Source organism: Cupriavidus sp. USMAA2-4, assembly GCF_001854305.1.
Classification (GTDB): domain Bacteria; phylum Pseudomonadota; class Gammaproteobacteria; order Burkholderiales; family Burkholderiaceae; genus Cupriavidus; species Cupriavidus malaysiensis.
This window is the reverse complement of sequence record NZ_CP017749.1, coordinates 866936-887912: the sequence shown is the minus strand read 5'-3', so window position 1 is coordinate 887912 and position 20977 is coordinate 866936. Positions and strand designations below refer to the sequence as shown.

The following is a 20977-nucleotide window of genomic DNA, read 5'->3' as shown; positions in this document are numbered from 1 at the left end:
CCGCCGCGCCCGCCGCGCCCGCCACTCCCTGCGCCGGACGGGCGCGGCCAGCCGGATTCAGCCGGCCAGGGCCATCCCGGCGTTCTCTTCGGCCGGTGCCGGCAGGGCTTCCACCATCACCGGCACGCGCGGGGCGACCGCGCACATCAACTCGTAGCCGAGCGTGCCGGCGGCCGCCGCCACGCGGTCGATCGGCACGTGCCGTCCCCACAGTTCCACCGGCGTGCCGACGCCGGCCGCCGGGCAGTCGCTCAGGTCGACCGCGAGCATGTCCATGGAGACGCGCCCGACCGTGCGGCTCTCGACCCCGTCGACCCATACCGGGGCGAAGTGCCCGGCGTGCGAGGACGCCGTGCGCGGGTAGCCGTCGGCATAGCCGCAGGCCACCACGCCGATGCGGCGCCGCGCGGGCGCGACGTAGTGCGAGCCGTAGCCGACCGCCTCGCCGGCCGGCACGTCGCGCACGGCCAGGATGCGGCTGCTCAGGGTCATGGCGGGCTGCAGGCCCTGCGCGGCCACGTCCTCCCAGCGCCCGGCGGGCGAGGCGCCGTAGAGCATGATGCCGGCCCGCACCCAGTCCATGCGGCTGCCGGCATGCCACAGCGTGCCGGCCGAGTTCGCCACGCAGGCGGCGCCCGGCAGCCCGTGCGTGGCCGCGTGGAAGACCGCCATCTGCGCGGCGATGCCCTTGTCGCCGTCGGCGTCCGAGAAGTGGGTCATGTGCGTGACCGAGCGCACCGCCTCGATGGCCTGCAGGCGCCGCCAGGCGGCACCGTAGCCGGCCGGGTCGAAGCCCAGGCGGTTCATGCCGGTGTTCAGCTTCAGGCAGACGTCGAGCGAGCGCGGGGCAAGGCGGCGCGCGCGCGAAGCGTCCTCCAGCAGGCGCAACTGGGCCTCGTCATGCACCGTCGTGCTCAGGCCGAGCTCGCCCAGCCGGTCCACGTCGGCGGCGTCGAAGAAGCCTTCCAGCAGCAGGATGGGTTTGTTCCAGCCCAGCGCGCGCAGCCGCGCCGCCTCGGCGGGTTCGAGCAGGGCGAAGCCGTCGGCCGCGCGCAGCGCCGGATAGGCGCGCTCGATGCCGTGCCCGTAGGCGTCGGCCTTGACCACCGCCCAGACGCGCGAGGCGGGCGCCGCGCGGCGGGCGGCAGCGAGGTTGGAGGCGAGGGCGGGGAGGTGGATGGTGGCGGTGATCGGGCGCGGCATGGGGGCAGGGGCGGGTCGATGGCGGTGGGGCTGTTTCCAGCAAACCACGCTATCGTATGAGCAACCAGGCAGGCATTGTTTCCAATTTGATCTGGAAAAACAGGAAAGCTTGCTGCGCCCCCGGGCGCCGCCAACCTGCCGCCTGTGCGCCGGCAGCCGGGATCGGGCGGACGCCCGCCTTTGTATCCGCCATGTACCTGCCTGTGCGCCATGCGGCAGTCCGGCTCGGCGCTGTCTTACGCGCCGTTACCGCTCGGTTACGGCCGCTTAAATAGGCTCGGAGTGCCGTCCAGTTCGGCCCTTGCGCCGCGCCCCGGCTGGCTAGCATGCCTGCCTGGGCCGGCAACGGCGCAATCGTGACAAGGAAGGAGGGCCGGATGCGTTTCGCCTTTGCCGGCTTCGATCTATGGTGCGGCGTGTTCGACGCCTTCGTCGCCGCGGGCTGGCAGCCGCTGGCCGTGTTCACCATGCCGGTCGACAACCGCCAGGATTTCAACGAGGAAGTGGTGGCGCGCGCGCAGGGGCACGGCGTGCCGGTGCGCATGTCCGCCATCCGTGCCGACGATCTGCGTGTCCTGGCCGAGCAAGGCTGCGAAGTGCTGGTGGTGGCCGGCCATGCCTGGCGCGTGCCGGACTGGCGCGCGTACCTGCGCCATGCCGTCAACTTCCACCCCTCGCCGCTGCCGGAGGGGCGCGGGCCTTATCCACTGTTCCGTGCCCTGCTGGAAGCGCGCCGCGCCTGGGCCGTCAGCTGCCACTGCCTGGCCCCCGAATTCGACGCCGGCGAGATCCTGGCGGCGGAACCGGTGGCGCTGTCCGCGGAGGAGTGCCACGAGACCTTCCAGCTCAAGCTCCAGCTCGCCGCCGCACGCCTGGCCGGCCGCGTCGCGCGCGACTTCGCCGGCCTCTGGCAGGCCCGGCGCGCGCAGGCGGCCGGCAGCTACTGGCCGCGCATCACCGATGCGGAGCGCACGCTCGACTTCCGCCGCCCGGTGGCCGACAACCTGCGCGTGGCGCGCGCCTGCGGGCCGCACGAATGCATCGCGCCGGTCCTCGGCGGAGCGCCGCTCTATGTGCGGCGCGCCGCCGGCTGGGCCGAGCCCCATGCCTTCGAGCCTGGCACGATCGTGCATCACTACCGGCGCAAGCTGGTGGTGGCGGCGCGCGACGGCTTCGTCGCCCTGCTCGAATGGAGCGCGCTGCCGGCCGCCGCGCGCCACGGGCTGGGCACGTAGGGCGCGGGGCGCGTTCTGCACACTCCGCTCGCGCCGTCCGTCCGCGCACGCTGCGGCCCGCTCCGGTGCCGCCGGCCGCAGCGCCAATCCTGGCGTGCGCCGTAACGAAAATGTTTCTGCGTAACGTTACACGCCACATCGATTCCGCTCTGCCGGGGCGCGCACGCCGCCCGTGGCGTCGCCTGCCCCGCCGCCGCCTTCCCGCGCCAAGTCCTTGATTTTTCGGCCGTCGGCCTCGGCCGGATGCCGTGCGCGCGTCGCCGCCCACCGGCGGCCGGCACGCGGGCATGGGCTGGCACGTCTCCTGCGCTGTCCGCACGCCGACCGGCCCGGCCCGCTACCCGCTGCGGACCGGCCGCCGGCATCTCGGAGACGCAGCGGCATGGTGCCGCCGCGCGACGACAACTCATCGAAAAAGGACTAGTACATGAACAAGCTGCAATCGTGCTGGAAGGTGGCCGGCCTCGCCTTCGCAGCATCGGTTTGGGTCAATGCGGCACAAGCGCAGTCCGTCTCGCTGCCGGCGCTGCCGGTCGGCGACGTGCTGGCGCCGGTGACGGGCGTGGTCGGCACTGCCACCGGCGCGCTGGGCAGCGTACCGGTGCTGGGCAGCGCGGCGGCCCCGGTCACCGGCGCGGTCGCCTCCGTGGTCAGCGCCGTCAGCGGCGCCGCCAGCGGCTCCGGCGGCCTGCCTATCACGCCGATCACCAGCGTGCTGAGCACCGCGACCGGCGCACTCGGCAACGTACCCGTGGCGGGCAGCGCGCTGGCGCCGGTGACGGGCGCGGTCAATGGCGTGCTCGGCACCGTGGCCGGCACGGCCGGCGGCAATGCCGGCAACCCGCTGGCCGCGGTGACGGGCCTGGTCGGCACCGCCACCGGCGCACTGGGCAATGTGCCGGTGCTGGGCAGCGCGCTGGCGCCGGTGACGGGCGCGGTCAATGGCGCGGTCGGCACCGTGGCCGGCGCCGCCGGCGGCAATGCGGGCAACCCGCTGGCCGCGGTGACGGGCCTGGTCGGCACCGCCACCGGCGCGCTGGGCAATGTGCCGGTGCTGGGCAGCGCCATCGCTCCGGTGACCAATGTGGTCAACGGCGTGGTGGGTACCGTGGCCGGCGCGGCAGGCAGCAATGCCGGCAACCCGCTGGCGGCAGTCGGCGGCGTGGTGAAGACCGCGACCGGTGCACTGGGCAACGTGCCCGTGCTGGGCAGCACCCTGGCGCCGGTCACGGGCCTGGTCAACGGTGTGGTCGGCACCGTGACCGGCAGCGCCGGCAGCACCACGCTGGTGGCCCGCGCGCTGTAAGCGGGATGCGGGACGCCCGCGCGGGCGTCCCGCCGGCGCCCCGGCTGTCGCCACCTGCGGTGGCCGGGGCGCGCAAGAATGCGAATGCGAGTCACGCGCGTTCGGATTCGCCGCACGGGGTTATTGCGTGGCGGCGCGCCGTCCTGTCCTATGCTGCGATGAAAGAGACAGGGGACGCACGATGCCGCCGACATGCCCGCAGCCAGGATTGCGTCGACGCTTGCCGCCTCCGCAGGTGGCGCTGGTCATCGCGATTGTGCCGGCGCTGGCGATGTTCCCGCCATCGGCCCGCGCAGTGCTGCCCGACGAGATCCAGGTCTACACCGGCGACATCAATGCCCCAGGCCAGCTCGGCCTGGAGTTGCACGTCAATACCACGCCCAGCGGCATTGGCACGCCCAGCTATCCGGGCGAGGTCACTACGCCGCATGGCTGGCGCTATACCGCCGAGTTTTCCTACGGCCTGACGCGTACCGTGGAGTTCGGTTTCTACATCCCCACCACGCTGACGCGCGACAACACCTTCTATGTCACCGGCCCCAAGCTGCGCGTCAAGTGGATGCCGCTGCAGCCGCAGGACGGTGTCGGCAGCTTCGGCGGCATCAACGTCGAACTGGCCCATGTGGGCCCGCGTTTCGAGGCCTCGCAGAACGCACTCGAACTGCGCCCCATCTACGGCCACCAGGACGCGCGCTGGCTGTGGGCGGTCAATCCGGTGCTGGACTGGAACCTGTCCGGCACCGCCCGCAGCGGTGTGCCGGACGCCGCGCCGGGCGTCAAGGTGGCGCGCACCGTGGCGCGCGGACTGGCTGCGGGGGTCGAGTACTACGCCGACCTCGGGCCGGTCAACCATCCGCTGCCGCTGCACCAGGAGCAGCACAGCGTCTACCTGGCCTTCGACGTCGATCGCAAGCCCTTCGTCTTCAATTTCGGCATCGGCCGTGGCCTGACGCGCGCGACCGACCGCTGGACCTTCAAGTGGATCTTCGAGATTCCGCTCGGCTGAGGTAAGCGGCCAGGCCGGCGCCGGCGGGCGGCATGCCGCGCCGCATCATGCCTGGAGCGGGGAGGCCTGCGTGGCGGCACGCGCGCAGCGTGCGCCGGCGCCGCCGTGCGCGGCTTTCTCGCGGCGCCGGTTGTTGGCAGAATGGGCGGATCGACGACGCTACGCTCTTTGCTGCCATGGACCATGCACCCGCCGCCCCTGCTTCCAGCCGCCCGCCCGACAGCTCCGGGCCGGCCGATGATGGCGCGCTGACGCGCGGCCAGCGCATCGGCCGCGACGTGGTGGCGGGCTGTTCGATCGCCGGCCTGCTGCTGCCCGAGGCGGTGGCCTATGCCGGCATCGCCAACCTGCCGGCGCAAGCCGGCCTGATCGGGCTGCTGGTCGGCCTGGTGGCCTACGGCATCGTCGGCACCAGCCGCTTCGCGGTGGTCTCGGCCACCTCGTCCTCGGCGGCGGTGCTGGCCGCGGCGACCTTGTCCATGAGCGGCGCCGATGCCGGCCAGCGGCTCGCGCTGGGCGCCGCGCTGGTGGCGCTGGCCGGCGTGTTCCTGATACTGGCCGGGCTGGCGCGCCTGGGCGGCATCACCGATTTCATCGCCAAGCCGGTGCTGCGCGGTTTCACCTTCGGGCTGGCCATCACCATCATCCTGAAGCAGGTCGCCGGGGTGGCCGGCGTCCACCCGGCGCACAACGACCTGCCGCGCTTCTGCTACGAATTCCTGCAGGTACTGCCGGCGTGGAACCTCAACGCCCTCGCCGCCTGCCTGGCGGCGCTGCTGGTGCTGTTCGCGCTGGCGCGCTGGCGCCGGGTGCCGGGGCCGATGGTGGTGATCGTGCTCGGCGTCGCCGCGGCCTATGCCACCGACCTGAAGCACTTCGGCATCGGCCAGGTCGGCGCCATCGACCTGGCCGACCTCCGCCTCGGCCTGCCCGACCTGCCGCGCGCGCAGTGGCTGCGCCTGGGCGAGCTGGCGATCGCGCTGGTGCTGATCCTGTACGCCGAGTCCTACAGTTCCATCCGCAGCTTCGCGCTCAAGCACGGCGACAGCACCCAGCCCGACCGCGACCTGATCGCGCTCGGCCTGGCCAACCTCGGCTCGGGCGTGCTGCACGGCGCGCCGGTCGGCGCGGGTTTCTCCGCCACTTCCGCCAACGAAGCCGCCGGCGCGCAGTCTCGCCTGGCCGGCTGGTGCGCGGCCGCCGTCATCGCGCTGATCGTCGCGCTGCTGCTGCCGCAACTCGCGCTGACGCCCGAGGCCGTGCTGGCCGCCATCGTCATCCATGCCGTCAGCCATACGCTGCGGCCGGCCGTGTTCCGGCCCTACTGGGCCTGGCGGCGCGACCGCCTGCTGGTGATCGCGGCCTGCGCCGCGGTACTGCTGCTGGGCGTGCTGGACGGGCTGCTGGTGGCGATCGGCGTCAGCCTGGCGCTGACGCTGCGCAGCTTCTCCGAGCCGCGCGTGAGCCAGCTCGGGCGGCTCGACGGCGGCCACGACTATGTCGATATCGCCGCCCACCCGGAGGCGCAGCGCCTGCCCGGCGTGCTGATCGTGCGGCCGGAGGCACCGATGTTCTTCGCCAACGTCGAGCGCATGCTGGCCGCGGTGCGGCACCTGCGCCAGGCGGCCGACGAGGGGCTGCATACGCTGATCTTCAGCCTGGAGGAGTCGCCCGACATCGACGGCTCGACCATCGAGGCGCTGGAAGTGTTCGCGGCGCAGGTGGCCGCCGACGGCCAGCGCCTGCTGCTGGTGCGCCTGAAGCCGCCCGTGCTCGACGTGCTGATCCGTGCCGCCTCTCCGGCCCTGCCGCGCGAGTCGCTGCACGACCTCAGCGTGGACGAGTGCGTGCGCTCGCTGGGGGCGGCATCCGCTTAGGCGCCGCCGTGCGAACGGGCGGCCTGGAAGGCCAGGTCCGCCCGCGTGCGCCGGATTCCGCCTACTTCGCCAGCAAGCCGGACAGCGGCTTCTGCGACAGGAAGATCGAGCTCAGCTCATCCTGCGTCAAGGCGCGGTTCCACATCGCGAGGTCAGAGAAGGCCATCTGCATGGGCTTGTCTGTCGTGGCGAGGCTGGGATTGTAGGAGCCGGCCTTCTGCCCGTTCTTGGCCATGTAGAACTTGCCGGTTCCATCCTCGCCCAGGCCGAAGCCGACTTCGCTCGACTGGTTCACGCCGGCCAGTGCCGCGGCAACCATGCCGGCGGCGAATGCATGGGTCTGCGATTGGTTGCCCAGGATGGGATCGAACACATAGCCCGACATGGTCTTGCCGCCGACATCGACCACCAGCGCGAAGTACACCCACTGGTTCTCGCTGAAGGGGATGTACGGGCTGTTGGTGTCGGTGCGGTGGGAGCCGTCCGCGACGTTGAACTCCGCGCCGCATCCGAACATGCTGATGATGATGCCCGCGGTGCCGCCGCTGGTAGCGTAGCCCGTCTTGTTGCTGAAGATGGGCTCGCCGACCGTGTTGGTGCTGCACGCCGGAGCCTTGTACCAGAAGCCGATGGAGAAGGCGCCACCGCTGGCCACCGCGCTGTTCACCACGTCCTGCGAAGAGGATTGCGGTGTCAGCCGGTAACCGTCGTAGCCGGCGGCATTCGCGATATTGGTATCGATGAACAGGCCATGGCCGCCCAGCGGGTCGGCGGTCATGGCGCCGCCATTGGCATCGGCCGCCCATGGTCCCATCGTGCTGTGGCCGAGCGCATCGACCGGCGCCGTCAGTTGCGGGTCCTGACCGAAGGGGTAGTAGACCGTCAGCCCGTTGACCAGGGTGGCGGCGAGGGGGACAGGGGGTTGCGCCTTGATGTACGAAATCTGAGGCGTGAGCACGGCGCGGGCCGCCGTGCCAGCGATCACGGCATAGCTGAAGCGGTATTTGCCGGTCTGCAGTTCGGCCCGGTCGGCGAGCGGGTCGGTGTACGTCGTCGTGCCTGCGGGCAGCTTGGCGATCTCCTTGCCATCGCGCATGAGCGTGATGGCCGCGCTCGCGGGCGCGCTCCACGCTAGCACGGCCCGGGCCCGCGTCGTGTTGTCCTCGGCAATCTGGACGGCAAGCGTCGGGGGTTGCGCGCCGATCAACTGGGCGCCGTCCATCGCGTAGTCCGGATTGGCCGGCGTCTTGTTCAGATGGGCGAGGATCGTGGGGGTCACGTCCGCGATGCTGGCGTACCGATACAACCCCGCGACGGTTGCCGGCAGCGCCGGGGTCGATCCCCGCTGGCCATTGTTCTCGTCCTGGTTGACGGCGATGAACGCGGCCGACTGCGGCACCTCGGGCAACCCGTCGGCGCGGCCGTTGGCATTCAGGCCGTGGCTCGAGGCCACGACCACCAGCCACTGGCTGTCGGCATGCTTCGCCGTTTCCGACAGGAGCGTGCCGACCGCCGCGTCCAGTCGGGCAAGCGCCTGCGCGTATTGAGACGAAGCCAGGCCATCGTTCAGCGCCACGTCCTCGGCGGAATGGTACTGGGCGACGACGGTCGCGTAGTCGCCCCTGCCTATCATCTGGATGGCATTGCGCGTGACGCAGTCGTCCGGGGTGGCGTCCTGGGCGCAGCTGGCCAGCGTGTCCAGCGCGCCCGCGGCATGATCGGGCGCCAGCAGGGTCGCCAGCGGTGCCGAGGCGACCGCCGCCCCTGTCCGGCTCGTGCCGGATGCCTTGGCCAGGCTGAACAGGGTCGGCACGGCGGGCTTCTGGCCGGGCGCGATCGCGAAGATCCGATGCCGGCTCGCCCAGGTGCCCGTCAGCAGCGTCGCCCATCCGGGTGCATCCAGGTTCGGCTGCTGGCTCACGTCGTTGAGTACGCCGCCGCTGTAGGCGAGCTGCGGCTGGAGTCTGGCGAGATTCGGCAACTGGCCCGAGGCGATGCCCTGGCGCAAGGCGTCGTAAGTGACACCGTCAAGATCGACGAGCAGCGTGCGCCTGGCCAAGGTGGTCGTGGACGCCGAGGGAGTGCCGGCGCCGGGCACAGGCAACTCGGCGGAGGCGGTCTTGTCGTCGCTGCTGCCGCAAGCCGTCAGGGCGCCGCCGATCAGCCCGGCCAGGGCCAGGGAACCGGCGAGCCGGGCCAGCGGCCGGCGACGGGGTGCCGGGCGTCGGCGCGCGGTGGCGGCGCGGTCGGCGCACCCGTGCGCCGCGGCCGGCGTCTGCGGGCCGGCGCCCGCGCGCAATGCATTGCTGTGGATGGTCATGTCGTGGAATAGCCAATAGGGGAAGATGGGAGACCTTGGAGTCCGTCGTGGGGCGCAAGGCCGGCCCGCCGCGGCATGGGCGGCGGGCCGGCCGGGCATCGTCGCTATGCGCCCATGCCCATGGCCGGGTCCGAGACGGAGTCCTTGCCGGTTTCGATCCGGCCGGCGAAGCGGCGCTTGAACGTCGGCGATACGCTGGTGCTCACGCTGAAGTCGTACCAGTTGCCGCTGTTGGCCACCGGCCAGCTCAGTTCGCCCACCGAGTTCGGTGCCACCGAGAGCGACCACGGGCCATCCGTGTGATACGCGTTCGCGGCGACGGTGAAGGTGCAGGGCTGGTTGCCCCGGTTGTGCAGCTTGACGCTCACCGAGGCGTTGTCGCACGGTTGGTAGCAGACCTGGATCTCCGGATTCACCGCGCCCGTCGTCTCGCTCAGGTCGCCGACGAACTCGCGGTGGTAGCCATTGGGTCCAAGCACCCAGAGGTGGTACCTGCCGTGGTCGGCGACGGGAAGTGTCCAGCTGCCGCTCAGCGACTTGTTGGCTTCGACCAGGTAGCGGCGCGGGATGAGGTCCAGGTGCAGCTTGTCATAGACATGGAACAGCGCGCCCACGCCGCCGGTGCTGGCGTTGACGAATTCCAGCGTGACAGCACCCGCCTGTGCATTCGGATGCATGGTGGTGTGCAGCTCGTAGGGCAGCGCGCGCGACGGCCGCGTGCCGGCTGCCTGGGCGGGCAGGGCGGAATCGGGCGTGGCGCCAGGCACGGCAATGGCGGACTTCGCGCTCTGCGCGATCGCCAGGGCGTCGACGCCGACCTTGGTGGTGCGGCCCGGCAGATCCGGCACCAGGGCGGCATTCGGGTTGACGAAGTCGAAGCACGAGGTGAGGTCGCCGCAGACGGCGCGGCGGTAATTGCTGATCTGGGGCTCGATGACGCCAAAGCGTTTCTCGAGGAACATCAGCGTCGATGTGTGATCGCAGATCTGCGAGTTGACGAACCCGCCGCGGCTCCACGGAGAAATCACGAGCATCGGCACGCGCGGACCCGGGCCATACGGGCGGCCGTCTGCCGCCGGCTGCTTGCTCGTGGCGGGCGTGTACGTGTGGTACTCGGGCGCCATATCGCTGTCCGACAGCGTGCTGCCGCCCGCGAGCGTGCCATCCGGATTGCGCGACGGCGCGCTCGGCGGAGGCAGGTGGTCGAAGAAGCCGTCGTTCTCGTCATAGTTGACCAGCAGCACGGTCTGGCTCCAGATTTCCGGATTCGCGGTCAGGGCGTCCAGGATCTGTTGCACGTACCAGCCGCCCTGCGCCGGGCTGGAGGGCCCCGGGTGCTCGCTGTATTGCGACGGAGGAATGATCCAGGAGACCGACGGGAGCGTGCCGTTCTGGATGTCGTTGCGGAACGTCTCGAGCAGGCCTTCCGGCATGGTGTTGCCGAAACCCTTGGCCAGCGGGCTCAGTGCATCGTCGATATCGGGGTTGTAGGCGGGTCCGGCGGCCGTCGGCGACTGCGCCAGGCTTTCTGTCGCTACATACACCGGCCGGCGCGTCGAGGGCATCTGCTCGATGGCCTTGCGCCAATGGCGGAAGCCCATCATTTCATTGCAGCCGAAGTTGTCGATCAGGCTTTGATAGACCTTCCAGCTGACGCCCGCGCGTTCCAGGCGATCGGCGTAGGTGGTCCATGTCCAGCCGGAGGTGGAGGCTCCGATGTCGTTGCCGCCGTTGAACTCATTGACCAGCGCGGCGACCCCCACGGGCGCGTTGGTGTCCGGGTCCAGTCCGCTCGGTCCATTGGTGCCGGTCCAGTAGAACAGGCGGTTGGGGATCGTGCCGGTGTGCATGCCGCAGTGATAGGCATCGCATGCCGTGAAGGCATCGGCGAGCGCGCGCTGGAACGGCACTTCCGCGGTGTCGTAGTAGCCCATCGAGAGCGGCGTCTTCGCGTTCGGCCAGGCCGCCATCCGGCCATGGTCCCAGGCGGCCTGCGCATCGTTCCATGTGTGCGGCGTACCGCCGGCACGCTGTGCGTTGCCTGCGTTCCCGTCGAGGTGATAGGGGATGAGCGTGCTGGCCCCGTAGGACTGGTAGAAGATGCTGGGGGCATTCGCCGAGGGAACCGGGAAGCGGTCTCCGTAGCCGCGCATGCCCTTGTGCGTGCCGAAATAGCTGTCGAACGAGCGGTTCTCCAGCATCACCATCACCACGTACTTGACGTCCTGGATGGTGCCGGTGGCGTTGTTGGCTTCGATGGCCAGCGCGCGCCGGATGCTTGGCGGGAAGGACGAGAGCGTCGCGATGGCGGCGGCGGTGCCGAGGGAGGAGCGCAGGAACTTGCGCTTGGAAGGATTGAAGGTCATACCGGATGAACGATGGTGGGTGGCTCGGACAAGGCTGGGCGTACCGCGGTCAAGGTACCGGCGCGCAGTGCGTCGTGGTGCAGGCCGCCGGAGTCACGTCGCCGGTGTTTCCGGGGTTGCCCGGGGAAGGGGGCGCCGTCGGGTTGTCGCCGCCGCCGCAGCCGCCCAGCAGCAGCACGATGCACAGCGCACCAATGCCCAGCATGGATCGGCCTGTTTCTTGATGTGTAGGGATCGGTCTAGTCATGAGATGGGTCAGTTGCAGTCCGAGCGCGGATCGTTGCGATGGGCTTCGTGGTCAATCGAGTTGTCGCCATGCACGGGTCTTGCGACAACAGCGGGGCGTCCCTGGAGCAGGCTCGGCTGCGAGGGAAAGACTGTTCCGGTACGCTTCAGGAGTTCTTGCCGATGCCGCGCGAGGGCGTTTGCATCGGCTATGTCGGGCTACGCGGGCATGTCGTGACGCGAGTCGTCGATCTCGCCCGGCATGCCATGGCGCTCAGCAGAGGTGCATCTCCACGCCCGCGCGCTCGCACAGCGCTTGCAGGTCGGCGGGGGCGTCGGCGTCCGTGAAGAAGTGGTCGACCTGTTCGAGGCTCGCCACCCTGCAGGGCGCCTCACGCAGGAACTTGCCGCTATCGGCAAGCAGCAGCCTGCGGTGGCTATGCGTGAGGAGGACCTGCGACAGTTCCGCTTCGTCGGGCTGGAATTCGTAGAGGGTGCCGTCGGCGCTGACGGCGCCTACGCCGAAGACGGCGAAATGCGCGCGGAACTTGCGCAGGAAATCGAGCGTGGCGCTTCCCATCACATCGCGGTCGGCGGGCCGCAGCCTGCCGCCGGTCACCCAGGTCTCTATCCCAGGCTTGTCGGCCAGAACCCGTACCGCATCCATGTTGTTCGTCACCACGCGCAGCGGCCGGTCCGGAGGCAGGGCTCGCGCGAACTCCGCCACCGTGGTGCCATAGCCGAGAAAGACGGTCGCGTCGTCCTGCATGAGACCGGCAGCCGCCTGCGCGATACGGCGCTTGCGTTCGACCTGGACATTGCTTCGCTGCAGGAAGCTCTGGTTGTGCTGGTGGGTCGGCAGGCTCAGCCCGCCATGCACGCGCCTGACCAGGCCTTGCTCATCGAGGTCGTTGATGTCGCGACGGATCGTCTGGCTGCTCACGTTGAAGCGGTCGGCCAGTTGCTCTGTGGTCAGCCGGTCCACTTCGTGCAGCCAGTCGAGGATGTCTCGCTGTCGTCGGTTCAGGCCCATTTGTTCATTCGCTCATGATTTGTGTTCGAATGAAAATCTACCTGCCAAATGTGACGAAGAAATGATATCTGCCGAGAAGGCGTGGGCAGCTTACGTAACCTGCACATACCATGGGCAAGCGTTGGCATGCGTTGGCATGCGTTGGCATGCGTTGGCATGCGTTGCGGTCGAGCTGGAGCGCCTTGCGCATGACAAGGCCGACGTGACCGCGCAGATGCCTGGCGGGATGGTCGGGGGGACGATGATCGAGCGCTGCGTTCCGGTCCGGGGCAGGCGCATGGATACCGCTGTCCTGTGCGCTGCGCAGCGGTGGCATGCTTGGTGAACTCCCGCGCTCGCGGCGGATCTTCAGTGGCCGTTCCGGCCAGAGAAGACTCGTTCTTTCCGCGACATCCATGAAGCACGACTAGCCACCCTTGCAAGTGATCGGATAGCTTCGTGGTTTCGGGAATACCCTTCGCAGGACCCCGCCAGTAATTTGAACTAAGCCGCATGGATGACCATCCCATCCAAGTCCGATCCGATATAGTTAAAAAAATTGCAGGCTGGGGATCGGATTGGTCGGGAGGCCCGGGATGAAAGCTCGTGCGAGGTATTGGATTGCCTTCGGCGCTGCATTTGCACTCCTGATCGCCGCGCTTCCTCAGAGCGGCATGGCAGTACCGGCCTTCGCCCGCCAGACCGGCATGGCCTGTGTCGCTTGCCACGTCAACTTCCCGGAGCTCACGCCATTCGGGCGGTTCTTCAAGCTGACCGGCTATACCCTGTCGAACAATCGGACTATCCCGCTCTCCGCGATGGTTCAGGTTTCAAGAACATCGTCCCGAACTGTCGATCAGGCTAATTTCGACTTCGTTCGCAATGACGATCTCGCGCTGCAGCAGGCAAGCGTTTTCCTGGCAGGCCGCATCTTCGATCACGTGGGCACATTCACACAATGGACTTATGATGGCATCGCCCACCGCGCCGCGCTTGACAATACCGATATCCGGGCGGCATGGCACCTGGCTGAAAACGATATTGATTTCATTTACGGCGTCACAGTCAATAACAACCCCACCGTGTCAGACGTGTGGAACAGCACGCCGGCGTTTGGCTTTCCATTCGCGTCGAGCAGCGTCTCCGTCACGCCCGCCGCGAGTACGCTGATTGATGGCGGGCTGGCACAGCAGGTTGCGGGTCTTGCCGCCTATGCCTTCTGGCAACGCAGCGTCTATGCCGAATTCGGCTTCTACCGCACGGCTGACGGAGCGCTATCCGTCTTCCGGACCGGGCAGGACATCAACACCCCCGGAGGGGTGGCGCGCCTGAGCGGCGCAAGCCCGTATTGGCGTCTCGCCTACAACCACGAATGGGGCGCCAATTCCCTGATGCTCGGCACCTTTGGCATGATCGCGGATCGCTATCCGGATAACACCTTGCCGGGTACGCCGACAGACCGCTTCAGCGATTACGCACTCGACGCGCAGTATCAGTACCTGACCCTGCCGCACGCCTTTACAGCGCAGGCCGCATGGATCTACGAAAAACAAAACTGGCGCGCGAGTTTCCCCAGTGGTGGTATCGGTGCCGGTCCGACCCCGGCCAATCCGACAGACCATCTCACGACGTTCAAGGCCAGGGCTTCCTATATGTACCAGCGCAAGTACGGGGGTACCCTGGCGTACTTTTCCACGACTGGAAACGCCGACCCCGGTCTTTACGCACCAGCGCCGGTGACAGGCAGCGCCAATGGCTATCCGGATTCGCGCGGGCTGATCTTTGAGCTGGACTATCTGCCCCACCCGCAGGTCAAACTGGCATTGCAGTACACCTGGTTTCTCAAATTCAATGGGGCGCATGCCAACTATGACGGCAATGGCAGGAATGCCCAGGACAACAACACCCTCTATTTACTGGCCTGGTTCGCGTTCTAACCGATTAGCGCGAAGGCGATTCTTCCTGACGATGAGGAGAGCATGAGCCATATCTGCGTCGTTCGCCTGTCAAGAGCTGTCGTGCTCGGCGTGGCCACTGCCGTGCTGACGATCCCGGTGACGTGCGCGGCAGATGGCGCGAAGCTTGCCTCGCAGTTATGCGCAGCCTGCCATGGCGTGCACGGTCACAGCGAATCGCCCATGTTCCCGCGGCTCGACGGGCAAACATCCGAGTATATCCAGGCGCAGCTCAAGGGATTCCGCCACCATGAGCGAGGCGAGACCGATGCTCGCTCCTATATGTGGGGAATCGCCTCGCAACTGGATGACGACACTATTCGTGCTCTAGGTGACTACTACGCCAGCCAGAAGGCGCCGCCGGGTGGTGCGGGCGAGACTGAGGTCATGGCCAAAGGGAAAGCCATTTTCGAACAGGGCCTGCCGGACAAGGGTGTCCCCCCCTGCGCTACTTGCCACGGTGCCCAGGCCCAGGGCAATAGCTTGTTTCCACGCCTGGCCGGACAGCATCAGTCCTATCTCGTTCGCCAGATCGAGGTATTCCGCAGCGGTGCCCGGGGTAACGCGCCAGTAATGAGCGCGGTAGCACATCAACTCAGCGTCGAGCAGGCACAAGCCGTCGCAGCCTATTTGCAGGCACAGTGACGCGCGAGTCGGGGTAGTCCGCCACCGGCAGCGGACGCCTGCAAGCGGTGCGGCGCCGGCGCGAGCTGGCGGACGAGGGGCTGCATAGCCTGCTCTGCAGCCTGCCCGCTTCGTACTCAGCCGCGCCGCGCCGTGAGCCATTCGGCCGGCTTCAGCGGCTTGCCGACCACGCGGATCTCGCCGATGTTGCCGATGAAGCCGTCCGCGCGGCTGCCGTCCCACGAGCCGCCGCCGATGACCCAGGGCATGGCCGCGCCGAGCGTGTCGACACCGGTGGCGTTGCTGGTGTTGCGCAGCACCGGCGCGCCTTCGATGTAGAGCAGCGTCTCCTTGCTGCTGTTGTCGCTGACGATGGCGACGTGCACCCACTTGTCCGCGATGATCTCGCCGGACCAGTTGGTCCTGGCGTCGCGGTTGCCGGCCTGCACCGGCACCACTTCCCACTGGATCTCGCGCAGGCTGGAGACGGCGAACAGCATCGGCGGCGATTCCGGGTCGCCGCCGACGAAGCCCGGCAGGTCGCCGCGCTTGCCGTCGCGGGTCATGATGTTCATCCAGGCGTGCTTGCCGGCGCTCCAGCTCTTGTCGAGCTTGATGAAGGCCTCCACGGTGTAGCCGTTGGCCAGCGTCTCGGCGTTGATGGGCGCGGCGGCATCGGTGAGGAAGTAGCTCAGGCGCGGTGTGTTCTTGTCGGTATTGCGGAACTGCACCGAGCCCGGCGCCGCCGACAGGTGATGGCGGTCGCTGGACCAGACCAGGTCGTCGAGCTGCGCGCCGGCCACGCCGTCGACGTTGAGCGGCGCACGGCGGACCGGGTTGGCGCCGGCCTGGTCGGCCACCACTTCGCCGACCTTGACGACCTGGAGATCACATCGTGGTTGCCGGCCAGGATGGAGTACGGCACCTTGGCGTTCTCGAGGATCTGCATGGCCGCGTCGGCCACCATCCACTGCGCTTCCTTGCCCTGCTGGTCGACCACGTCGCCCAGGTGGACCAGGAAGGGGATGTTGAGGCCGGCGGCGTTGTCGGCCACCCACTGGGTCTGGGCGCGGAAGGGTTCGCTGCCGAACTTGCGCGAGAACTGGCGGTTCTCGGCCACGGTGGCATAGCGTGCATAGAACTGCGTGTCCGGCAGCACCGCCAGCGCGAAGCTGGAGATCGCCTGCGGCGTTTGTGGTCCCTGCGGCGTGGTGCCGGCACCGCCTGCGGGCGCTGCCGTGGTGGCGTTGTCATCGCCGCCGGCGCAGGCGGCCAGCAGCGCGCTGCCGCCGACCGGCAGCAGGGAGGCGCTCAGCCCGGCCTTGAGCAGGTTGCGCCGGCGCGCGTCGGGCGCGGCGGGGAGGCCTGGCGCGGCGGTGCCGTCGACGGCGACGAGGTCGGGACGCTTGGGGGTGGTTTTTTCCATGACTGCAGGTTTCGCGGGTTGGCGCGGAGGCGCCGCGGGGCGCGGTCTCCGCCGGGATCAGGCAAAAATCAGGCAAAAATCAGGCAAAAAAAGACCCTGGCCAGAGCCAGGGCCAGGCGGCGGCACTGGCATGCCGCCGCGGTCCGCGCACTGCCGCGCGGATCCCGGATCAGGGCGTATCGGTGAATACCTGCGTGCTGTAGTCCGCCACCGGCAGCTTGTTGAGCTGCTTGCTGGTGCCGGGCAGGCCGTCCACATAGGTCAGGAAGGCTTCGGCGTAGTCGAGGCCCACCTCGGTGCGGCGCGCGCCGGTCACGCTCTTCATCGTGGTGTAGCCGTCCTGGCCGTCGGCGAGGAAGTTGATGGTGACCACGCTGTAGGTCTTGGCCGGGTCCAGCGGCACGTAGCCGGAGGCGGTCTTGACCTCGAGCTGGCTCAGGCGCGAGCCGGCCGGCTGGTTCAGGTCTGCGTTCCAGCGCAGGCCACCGGTGTAGGGGTAGGAGCCGGTGTTGTTGGCGACCACCGCCGCGATCGCGTCTTCCAGCGTGGCCTTGACCTCGGCGCCAGTCATCTTGAGCTGCACCAGCGTGTTCTTGAACGGCAGCACGCTGTAGATATTGCCCACGGTGACATTGCCGGCCGGCAGGTCGATGCGCACGCCGCCGCCGTTCTGGATCGAGATGTCGGCATTGAAGAAGGCCTTGCCGCGTTCCAGGAAGGCCTGGGCCACGAGCTGCTGCACGTCGCCGCCGTGGGCGATCACGTTGGCGTCCTTGTTGCAGACGTCGCCCAGCGTCGAGCGGGTGGCATCGCGCTTGCTGCCGGGCACGCGGCGCAGGCACAGGTTGGCCGGCGCCAGCGCGACCACCTTCTGGCCGAGCGCGTCCTTCTCCGTCTTGTAGGTGGCCAGCTTCGCGGCCGCGGCGGCATCGGGCGTGGTCATGCGCAGCACGCCGCTGGCGGCGATGTCCTGGCGGATCAGCGCGGCTTCGGCGTCGCTCACCGGAGTGGCGCCGCGCTTGAAGGTGCTGCCGATCAGCACATGCGGCGTGCCCTGGCAATCGCTGACGTCGCCGTTCTTGTCGAAGTCCACCTTCAGTTCGCCCACCACGTAGCTGTACTGCCAGGCCTGCACCACGCAGACGGGCTTGCCGTCCTTGTCGGTCACGCGCGTGGGGTAGTCTCCCTCCGGCGTCAGGCCCACTGTCTGCATGCGCTCCTTGGGGCCGAGCAGGGTGTGCGAATCGGCGCCGACGATCACGTCCACGCCGCTGAGCTGCTTGGCCAGTGCCAGCTCGCCGGTGTAGCCGACGTGCGAGGCCACCACGATCTTGTTGATGCCCTGGGCGCGCAGGCGGTTGATCTCGGCCTGGGCCGCCACCGCTTCGTTGTCGAAGGTGGTGCCGGCATCGGGACGGGACGAGTTCTTGGTCTTGTCGGCGATGGTCAGGCCGACGATGCCGATCTTCTGGCCGTCGCGCTCCACCACCGTCGAGGCCTTGACCGGGCCGCCGGCCAGTGCCGAACTCGACGCGAACTTGACGTTGGCGCTCAGCACCGGCGTCTTGCAGCTGCCGGCGTGCAGGTAGTTGATGAAGGTCTTGAGGCCGCTGTCGGTGTTGTCGAACTCGTGGTTGCCCAGCGTGAACGAATCGAAACAGACGGTGTTCATCATCTCGGCATCGGCTTTGCCGTTGCTGAGGTTGAAGTACAGGTCGCCGGTCACGGCATCGCCGGCGTGGATCTTCAATACATTGCGCGAGGCGCCGGCCAGCGACTGGATGGCGGCGGTCACGCGGGCGAAGCCGCCGTATTCCACGTCGATGGCCTCGCGCTTGCCGTTGGCGGTCAGCAGGTTGAGCTTGACCGACTCCGGATCGAGGTGGGAGTGGTGGTCGTTGACGTGCAGGATGGTCAGCGACAGCGGCTTGGCCTCGGCGGCCGGCTGCGGCGCGGTGGCCTGCGGGGTGGCCGGCTGGCCGTTGTCATCGCCGCCGCAGGCGGCCAGGGTGAACAGGGTCGAGAGCAGGGCCAGCGAGTAGGCGCCGGCCTGGCGGGGAAGAGTGCGTGTCACGGTCGAATGTGTCTGAGATGTGTCTCAATGTATCTTCCGTGATGCAAATGACGTGCTGATGACATGGCACCGGCGATGCCCTGCGGCATCGCCGGCTGCCCGGCGGCCTCCCGCCCCGGGTTCAGGCGTTGAAGCCGCCGTCGATGGTCAGGCTGGCGCCGGTGACGAAGCCCGCCTCCGCGCTGGCCACGTAGGCCACCATGCCGGCGATCTCGTCGGCATGCGCATGGCGCGGCAGCGCCATCAGGCCGTGCAGGGACTCGGCGAAGTCGCCCGTCTGCGGATTCATATCGGTGTCGGTCGGGCCGGGCTGCACGTTGTTGATGGTGATGCCCCTGGGGCCCAGGTCGCGCGCCAGGCCCTGCACCAGGCCTTTCAGCGCCGACTTGCTCATGGCATAGGCGCCGCCGCCGGCGAAGGGCATGCGGTCGGCGTTGCAGCTGCCGATGTTGATGATGCGGCCGCCCTGGCCCATGTGCGGCAGCACCGCCTTGGCGGCGACGAAGACGGCGCGCACGTTCACTTCCAGCGTGCGGTCGAAGTCTTCCAGCGTGAAGCTGTCGAGCGCACCCAGGCGCAGCACGCCGGCGTTGTTGACCAGGATGTCGATGCGGCCGAAGCGCGCGGCGGTGTCGTCGATGGCCTGCGCGAGCGCGGCGGCGTCGCCGGCATCGGCCTGGATGGCCAGCGCGCGGCCGCCCTGCGCTTCGATCTCCGCGGCCAGCGCACGGGCAGCGGCGCCGGATTCGCGGTAAGTGAAGGCGACGGTGGCGCCGTCGCGCGCCAGGCGGCGCACGATGGCGGCGCCGATGCCGCGGGCGCCGCCGGTGACGAAGGCGATCTTGGCTTGGAAGGGAGTTGACATGATGTGGGCTCCTTGCGGTTGCGGTTTTGGTTGCCGATGAGGTTCCGGCGTGGTTCCGGTGTAGAGCCAGTATGTCCGGCCGATTCCCTGTGCGGTAGGCGATAATCCGGATCATTACTTTCAACTGCTGGTATCAGGCCGGAGCCGGTCCGAACCGGCCTGGCCGGAGCCGCTGTCTACTCATGGAAGCCCTCAACCTGCTCGAGTCCTTCATCCAGTCCGCGCATGCCGGCAGCTTCTCGGAAGCGGCGCGCCGTCTCGGCCTGACGCCGGCCGCGGTCAGCAAGAACGTGGCGCGGCTGGAATCCCAGCTCGGCCTGCGCTTGTTCCAGCGCAGCACGCGCAGCCTGACCCTGACCGAGGGCGGCAGGCAGTTCCTGCAGAGCGTGGGCGAACCGTTCGCCGACCTGCAGGACGCCATCGCCCATGCCGCGCAGCAGGACGGCGAGCCCTCCGGCACGCTGCGCGTCAGCGTGGCGGTGGCTTTCGGGCGCGATTACCTGGTGCCGATGCTGGGCGGCTTCCTGCAGCGCTATCCGGCCATCGTGCCGGACTGGCAGTTCGACAACCGGCCGGCCGACCTGATCCAGGGCGGCTTCGACGCCGCCATCGGCGGCGGCATCGAACTCACGCAGGGGGTGATCGCCCGCCAGCTGGCCCAGGTGCACGGCGTGGTCGCCGCCTCGCCAGCCTACCTGTCGACCCATGCCGCCCCGTCGCATCCCGCCGAGCTGGCACAGCACGACGGCATCGTGCGCCGCTCCGGCTCCACCGGCCGCTTGCGCGCCTGGGTGCTGCACGACCGGGCCGGCCGGCAGGTGCAGGCCGAATGCCGCACACGCCTGGTCTTCGACGACCCGGACGCCATGGCCCACGCGGCCATGCTGGGCTACGGCGTGGCGCTGCTGCCGCTGCCCCATGCCGCGCGCTGGCTGCAGGAAGGCCGCCTGGTGCGGCTGCTGCCGGGCTGGTACACGGACTTCGGTCCGCTGTCGCTCTACTACCCGCACAAGAAGCTGCTGCCGCGCAGCACGCAGGTGTTCATCGAATACATCGTGCAGGCCTTCCGCGAGCAGCGGCTGGCGGCGCGCTTCGACGCGCGCTGAGTGAGGCAGGCGGCTTGTCTCCGCGCTGGTGAGGCAGGCCGGGCGGAAGGGCGGAGAAGGGGCGGCGGAAGGGCGGCGGAAGGGCGGCCTGACGCCTGCCGCGATGCGTCACATCGCCATCAGGAAAACCCTGAGTACCGGCTATCGATGGCTCGATCGGCCGCCGTTGGCGCGTGCGCGGCCGCTGGCGTCCCGGCCTTCCGCAAGCCTTGCCACGTGGCACGGCTTTCCTAGAGCCTGCATGGCTCTCAGCCGGGTAAGACTGTCATGACGGGTATCGAAACCCGGCAATTCTCGGGGATCTGCTCCGGACTTTATGCTCGGCAGGTATGAAAACGGGTGTCCAAAAGTATTGGACGCTCGATCCGGCCGGCGCG

Annotated in this window: 16 protein-coding genes; 7 read left to right on the top strand and 9 right to left on the bottom strand. The window is 68.7% G+C overall.

Going from position 1 to position 20977, the window contains the following annotated elements:
• Positions 1-57: 57 nt before the first annotated feature.
• Positions 58-1203: an alanine racemase gene (gene alr, locus BKK79_RS24050; protein WP_071018036.1), complete on the bottom strand. Its 1146-nt coding sequence runs from the start codon at positions 1201-1203 to the stop codon at positions 58-60.
• Positions 1204-1580: 377 nt separating this feature from the next.
• Between alr and BKK79_RS24045 the strand changes: the two genes are divergently transcribed.
• The 4 genes from BKK79_RS24045 to BKK79_RS24030 all read left to right on the top strand — a co-directional run bounded on the left by BKK79_RS24045 (position 1581) and on the right by BKK79_RS24030 (position 6627).
• Entirely contained in the window at positions 1581-2438 is an 858-nt protein-coding gene (locus BKK79_RS24045; protein ID WP_071039069.1) for a formyltransferase family protein, read from the top strand.
• Between the two features lie 427 nt (positions 2439-2865).
• A complete protein-coding gene (locus BKK79_RS24040; RefSeq protein WP_071039068.1) occupies positions 2866-3744 on the top strand; it encodes a hypothetical protein in 879 nt (292 codons plus the stop codon).
• Between the two features lie 271 nt (positions 3745-4015).
• Positions 4016-4750 (top strand): hypothetical protein, encoded by a 735-nt coding sequence (locus tag BKK79_RS24035; protein WP_071022114.1) that lies wholly within the window; start codon positions 4016-4018, stop codon positions 4748-4750.
• 176 nt (positions 4751-4926) lie between these two features.
• The gene (locus BKK79_RS24030; RefSeq protein WP_071039067.1) at positions 4927-6627 is read left to right on the top strand and encodes a SulP family inorganic anion transporter; all 1701 of its coding nucleotides are present in this window, start codon (positions 4927-4929) and stop codon (positions 6625-6627) included.
• Positions 6628-6688: 61 nt separating this feature from the next.
• Here the strand turns inward: BKK79_RS24030 and BKK79_RS24025 are convergent, their stop codons facing one another.
• The 4 genes from BKK79_RS24025 to BKK79_RS24015 all read right to left on the bottom strand — a co-directional run bounded on the left by BKK79_RS24025 (position 6689) and on the right by BKK79_RS24015 (position 12571).
• Entirely contained in the window at positions 6689-8947 is a 2259-nt protein-coding gene (locus BKK79_RS24025; RefSeq protein ID WP_232346436.1) for an alkaline phosphatase family protein, read from the bottom strand.
• Positions 8948-9051: 104 nt separating this feature from the next.
• Positions 9052-11313: a phosphocholine-specific phospholipase C gene (locus BKK79_RS24020; protein WP_071018042.1), complete on the bottom strand. Its 2262-nt coding sequence runs from the start codon at positions 11311-11313 to the stop codon at positions 9052-9054.
• Between the two features lie 49 nt (positions 11314-11362).
• Entirely contained in the window at positions 11363-11518 is a 156-nt protein-coding gene (locus BKK79_RS41185) for a hypothetical protein (RefSeq protein WP_167366700.1), read from the bottom strand.
• A 294-nt stretch (positions 11519-11812) separates the two neighbouring features.
• Positions 11813-12571, bottom strand: a complete 759-nt coding sequence (locus BKK79_RS24015; protein WP_071039066.1) for a DeoR/GlpR family DNA-binding transcription regulator — start codon at positions 12569-12571, stop codon at positions 11813-11815.
• A 686-nt stretch (positions 12572-13257) separates the two neighbouring features.
• Here BKK79_RS24015 and BKK79_RS24005 point away from each other — a divergent pair.
• Both BKK79_RS24005 and BKK79_RS24000 read left to right on the top strand, forming a co-directional pair.
• Positions 13258-14487 carry a cytochrome C gene (locus tag BKK79_RS24005; protein ID WP_156811540.1) on the top strand — a complete coding sequence of 410 codons (1230 nt, stop codon included), beginning with the start codon at positions 13258-13260 and terminating at the stop codon, positions 14485-14487.
• Between the two features lie 42 nt (positions 14488-14529).
• Entirely contained in the window at positions 14530-15150 is a 621-nt protein-coding gene (locus BKK79_RS24000) for a c-type cytochrome (protein ID WP_071039063.1), read from the top strand.
• Positions 15151-15266: 116 nt separating this feature from the next.
• Here the strand turns inward: BKK79_RS24000 and BKK79_RS42150 are convergent, their stop codons facing one another.
• From BKK79_RS42150 to BKK79_RS23985, 4 genes are all read right to left on the bottom strand, one after another.
• Entirely contained in the window at positions 15267-15860 is a 594-nt protein-coding gene (locus tag BKK79_RS42150) for a LamG-like jellyroll fold domain-containing protein (protein ID WP_335582940.1), read from the bottom strand.
• Positions 15821-16555, bottom strand: coding sequence for a hypothetical protein (locus BKK79_RS42145; protein WP_335582939.1), 735 nt, complete (start codon positions 16553-16555; stop codon positions 15821-15823). Before BKK79_RS42145 ends, BKK79_RS42150 begins: the two co-directional genes overlap by 40 nt.
• Positions 16556-16724: 169 nt before the next feature.
• Positions 16725-18629, bottom strand: coding sequence for a bifunctional metallophosphatase/5'-nucleotidase (locus BKK79_RS23990; RefSeq protein ID WP_071039061.1), 1905 nt, complete (start codon positions 18627-18629; stop codon positions 16725-16727).
• A gap of 121 nt (positions 18630-18750) precedes the next feature.
• Positions 18751-19494 carry an SDR family oxidoreductase gene (locus BKK79_RS23985; RefSeq protein WP_071018053.1) on the bottom strand — a complete coding sequence of 248 codons (744 nt, stop codon included), beginning with the start codon at positions 19492-19494 and terminating at the stop codon, positions 18751-18753.
• Between the two features lie 182 nt (positions 19495-19676).
• Between BKK79_RS23985 and BKK79_RS23980 the strand changes: the two genes are divergently transcribed.
• Positions 19677-20600: a LysR family transcriptional regulator gene (locus tag BKK79_RS23980; RefSeq protein ID WP_071018055.1), complete on the top strand. Its 924-nt coding sequence runs from the start codon at positions 19677-19679 to the stop codon at positions 20598-20600.
• The last annotated feature ends 377 nt before the right edge of the window (positions 20601-20977 follow it).

Coding starts and splice junctions, on each gene's coding strand:
- BKK79_RS24000 (WP_071039063.1), top strand. CDS start 14,530: ATGAGCCATATCTGCGTCGTTCGCCTGTCAAGAGCTGTCGTGCTCGGC.
- BKK79_RS41185 (WP_167366700.1), bottom strand. CDS start 11,518: ATGCTGGGCATTGGTGCGCTGTGCATCGTGCTGCTGCTGGGCGGCTGC.
- BKK79_RS24015 (WP_071039066.1), bottom strand. CDS start 12,571: ATGGGCCTGAACCGACGACAGCGAGACATCCTCGACTGGCTGCACGAA.
- BKK79_RS24040 (WP_071039068.1), top strand. CDS start 2,866: ATGAACAAGCTGCAATCGTGCTGGAAGGTGGCCGGCCTCGCCTTCGCA.
- BKK79_RS24025 (WP_232346436.1), bottom strand. CDS start 8,947: ATGACCATCCACAGCAATGCATTGCGCGCGGGCGCCGGCCCGCAGACG.
- BKK79_RS24035 (WP_071022114.1), top strand. CDS start 4,016: ATGTTCCCGCCATCGGCCCGCGCAGTGCTGCCCGACGAGATCCAGGTC.
- BKK79_RS24030 (WP_071039067.1), top strand. CDS start 4,927: ATGGACCATGCACCCGCCGCCCCTGCTTCCAGCCGCCCGCCCGACAGC.
- BKK79_RS42145 (WP_335582939.1), bottom strand. CDS start 16,555: ATGGAAAAAACCACCCCCAAGCGTCCCGACCTCGTCGCCGTCGACGGC.
- BKK79_RS24045 (WP_071039069.1), top strand. CDS start 1,581: ATGCGTTTCGCCTTTGCCGGCTTCGATCTATGGTGCGGCGTGTTCGAC.
- BKK79_RS23985 (WP_071018053.1), bottom strand. CDS start 19,494: ATGTCAACTCCCTTCCAAGCCAAGATCGCCTTCGTCACCGGCGGCGCC.
- BKK79_RS24020 (WP_071018042.1), bottom strand. CDS start 11,313: ATGACCTTCAATCCTTCCAAGCGCAAGTTCCTGCGCTCCTCCCTCGGC.
- BKK79_RS24005 (WP_156811540.1), top strand. CDS start 13,258: ATGGCCTGTGTCGCTTGCCACGTCAACTTCCCGGAGCTCACGCCATTC.
- BKK79_RS23980 (WP_071018055.1), top strand. CDS start 19,677: ATGGAAGCCCTCAACCTGCTCGAGTCCTTCATCCAGTCCGCGCATGCC.
- alr (WP_071018036.1), bottom strand. CDS start 1,203: ATGCCGCGCCCGATCACCGCCACCATCCACCTCCCCGCCCTCGCCTCC.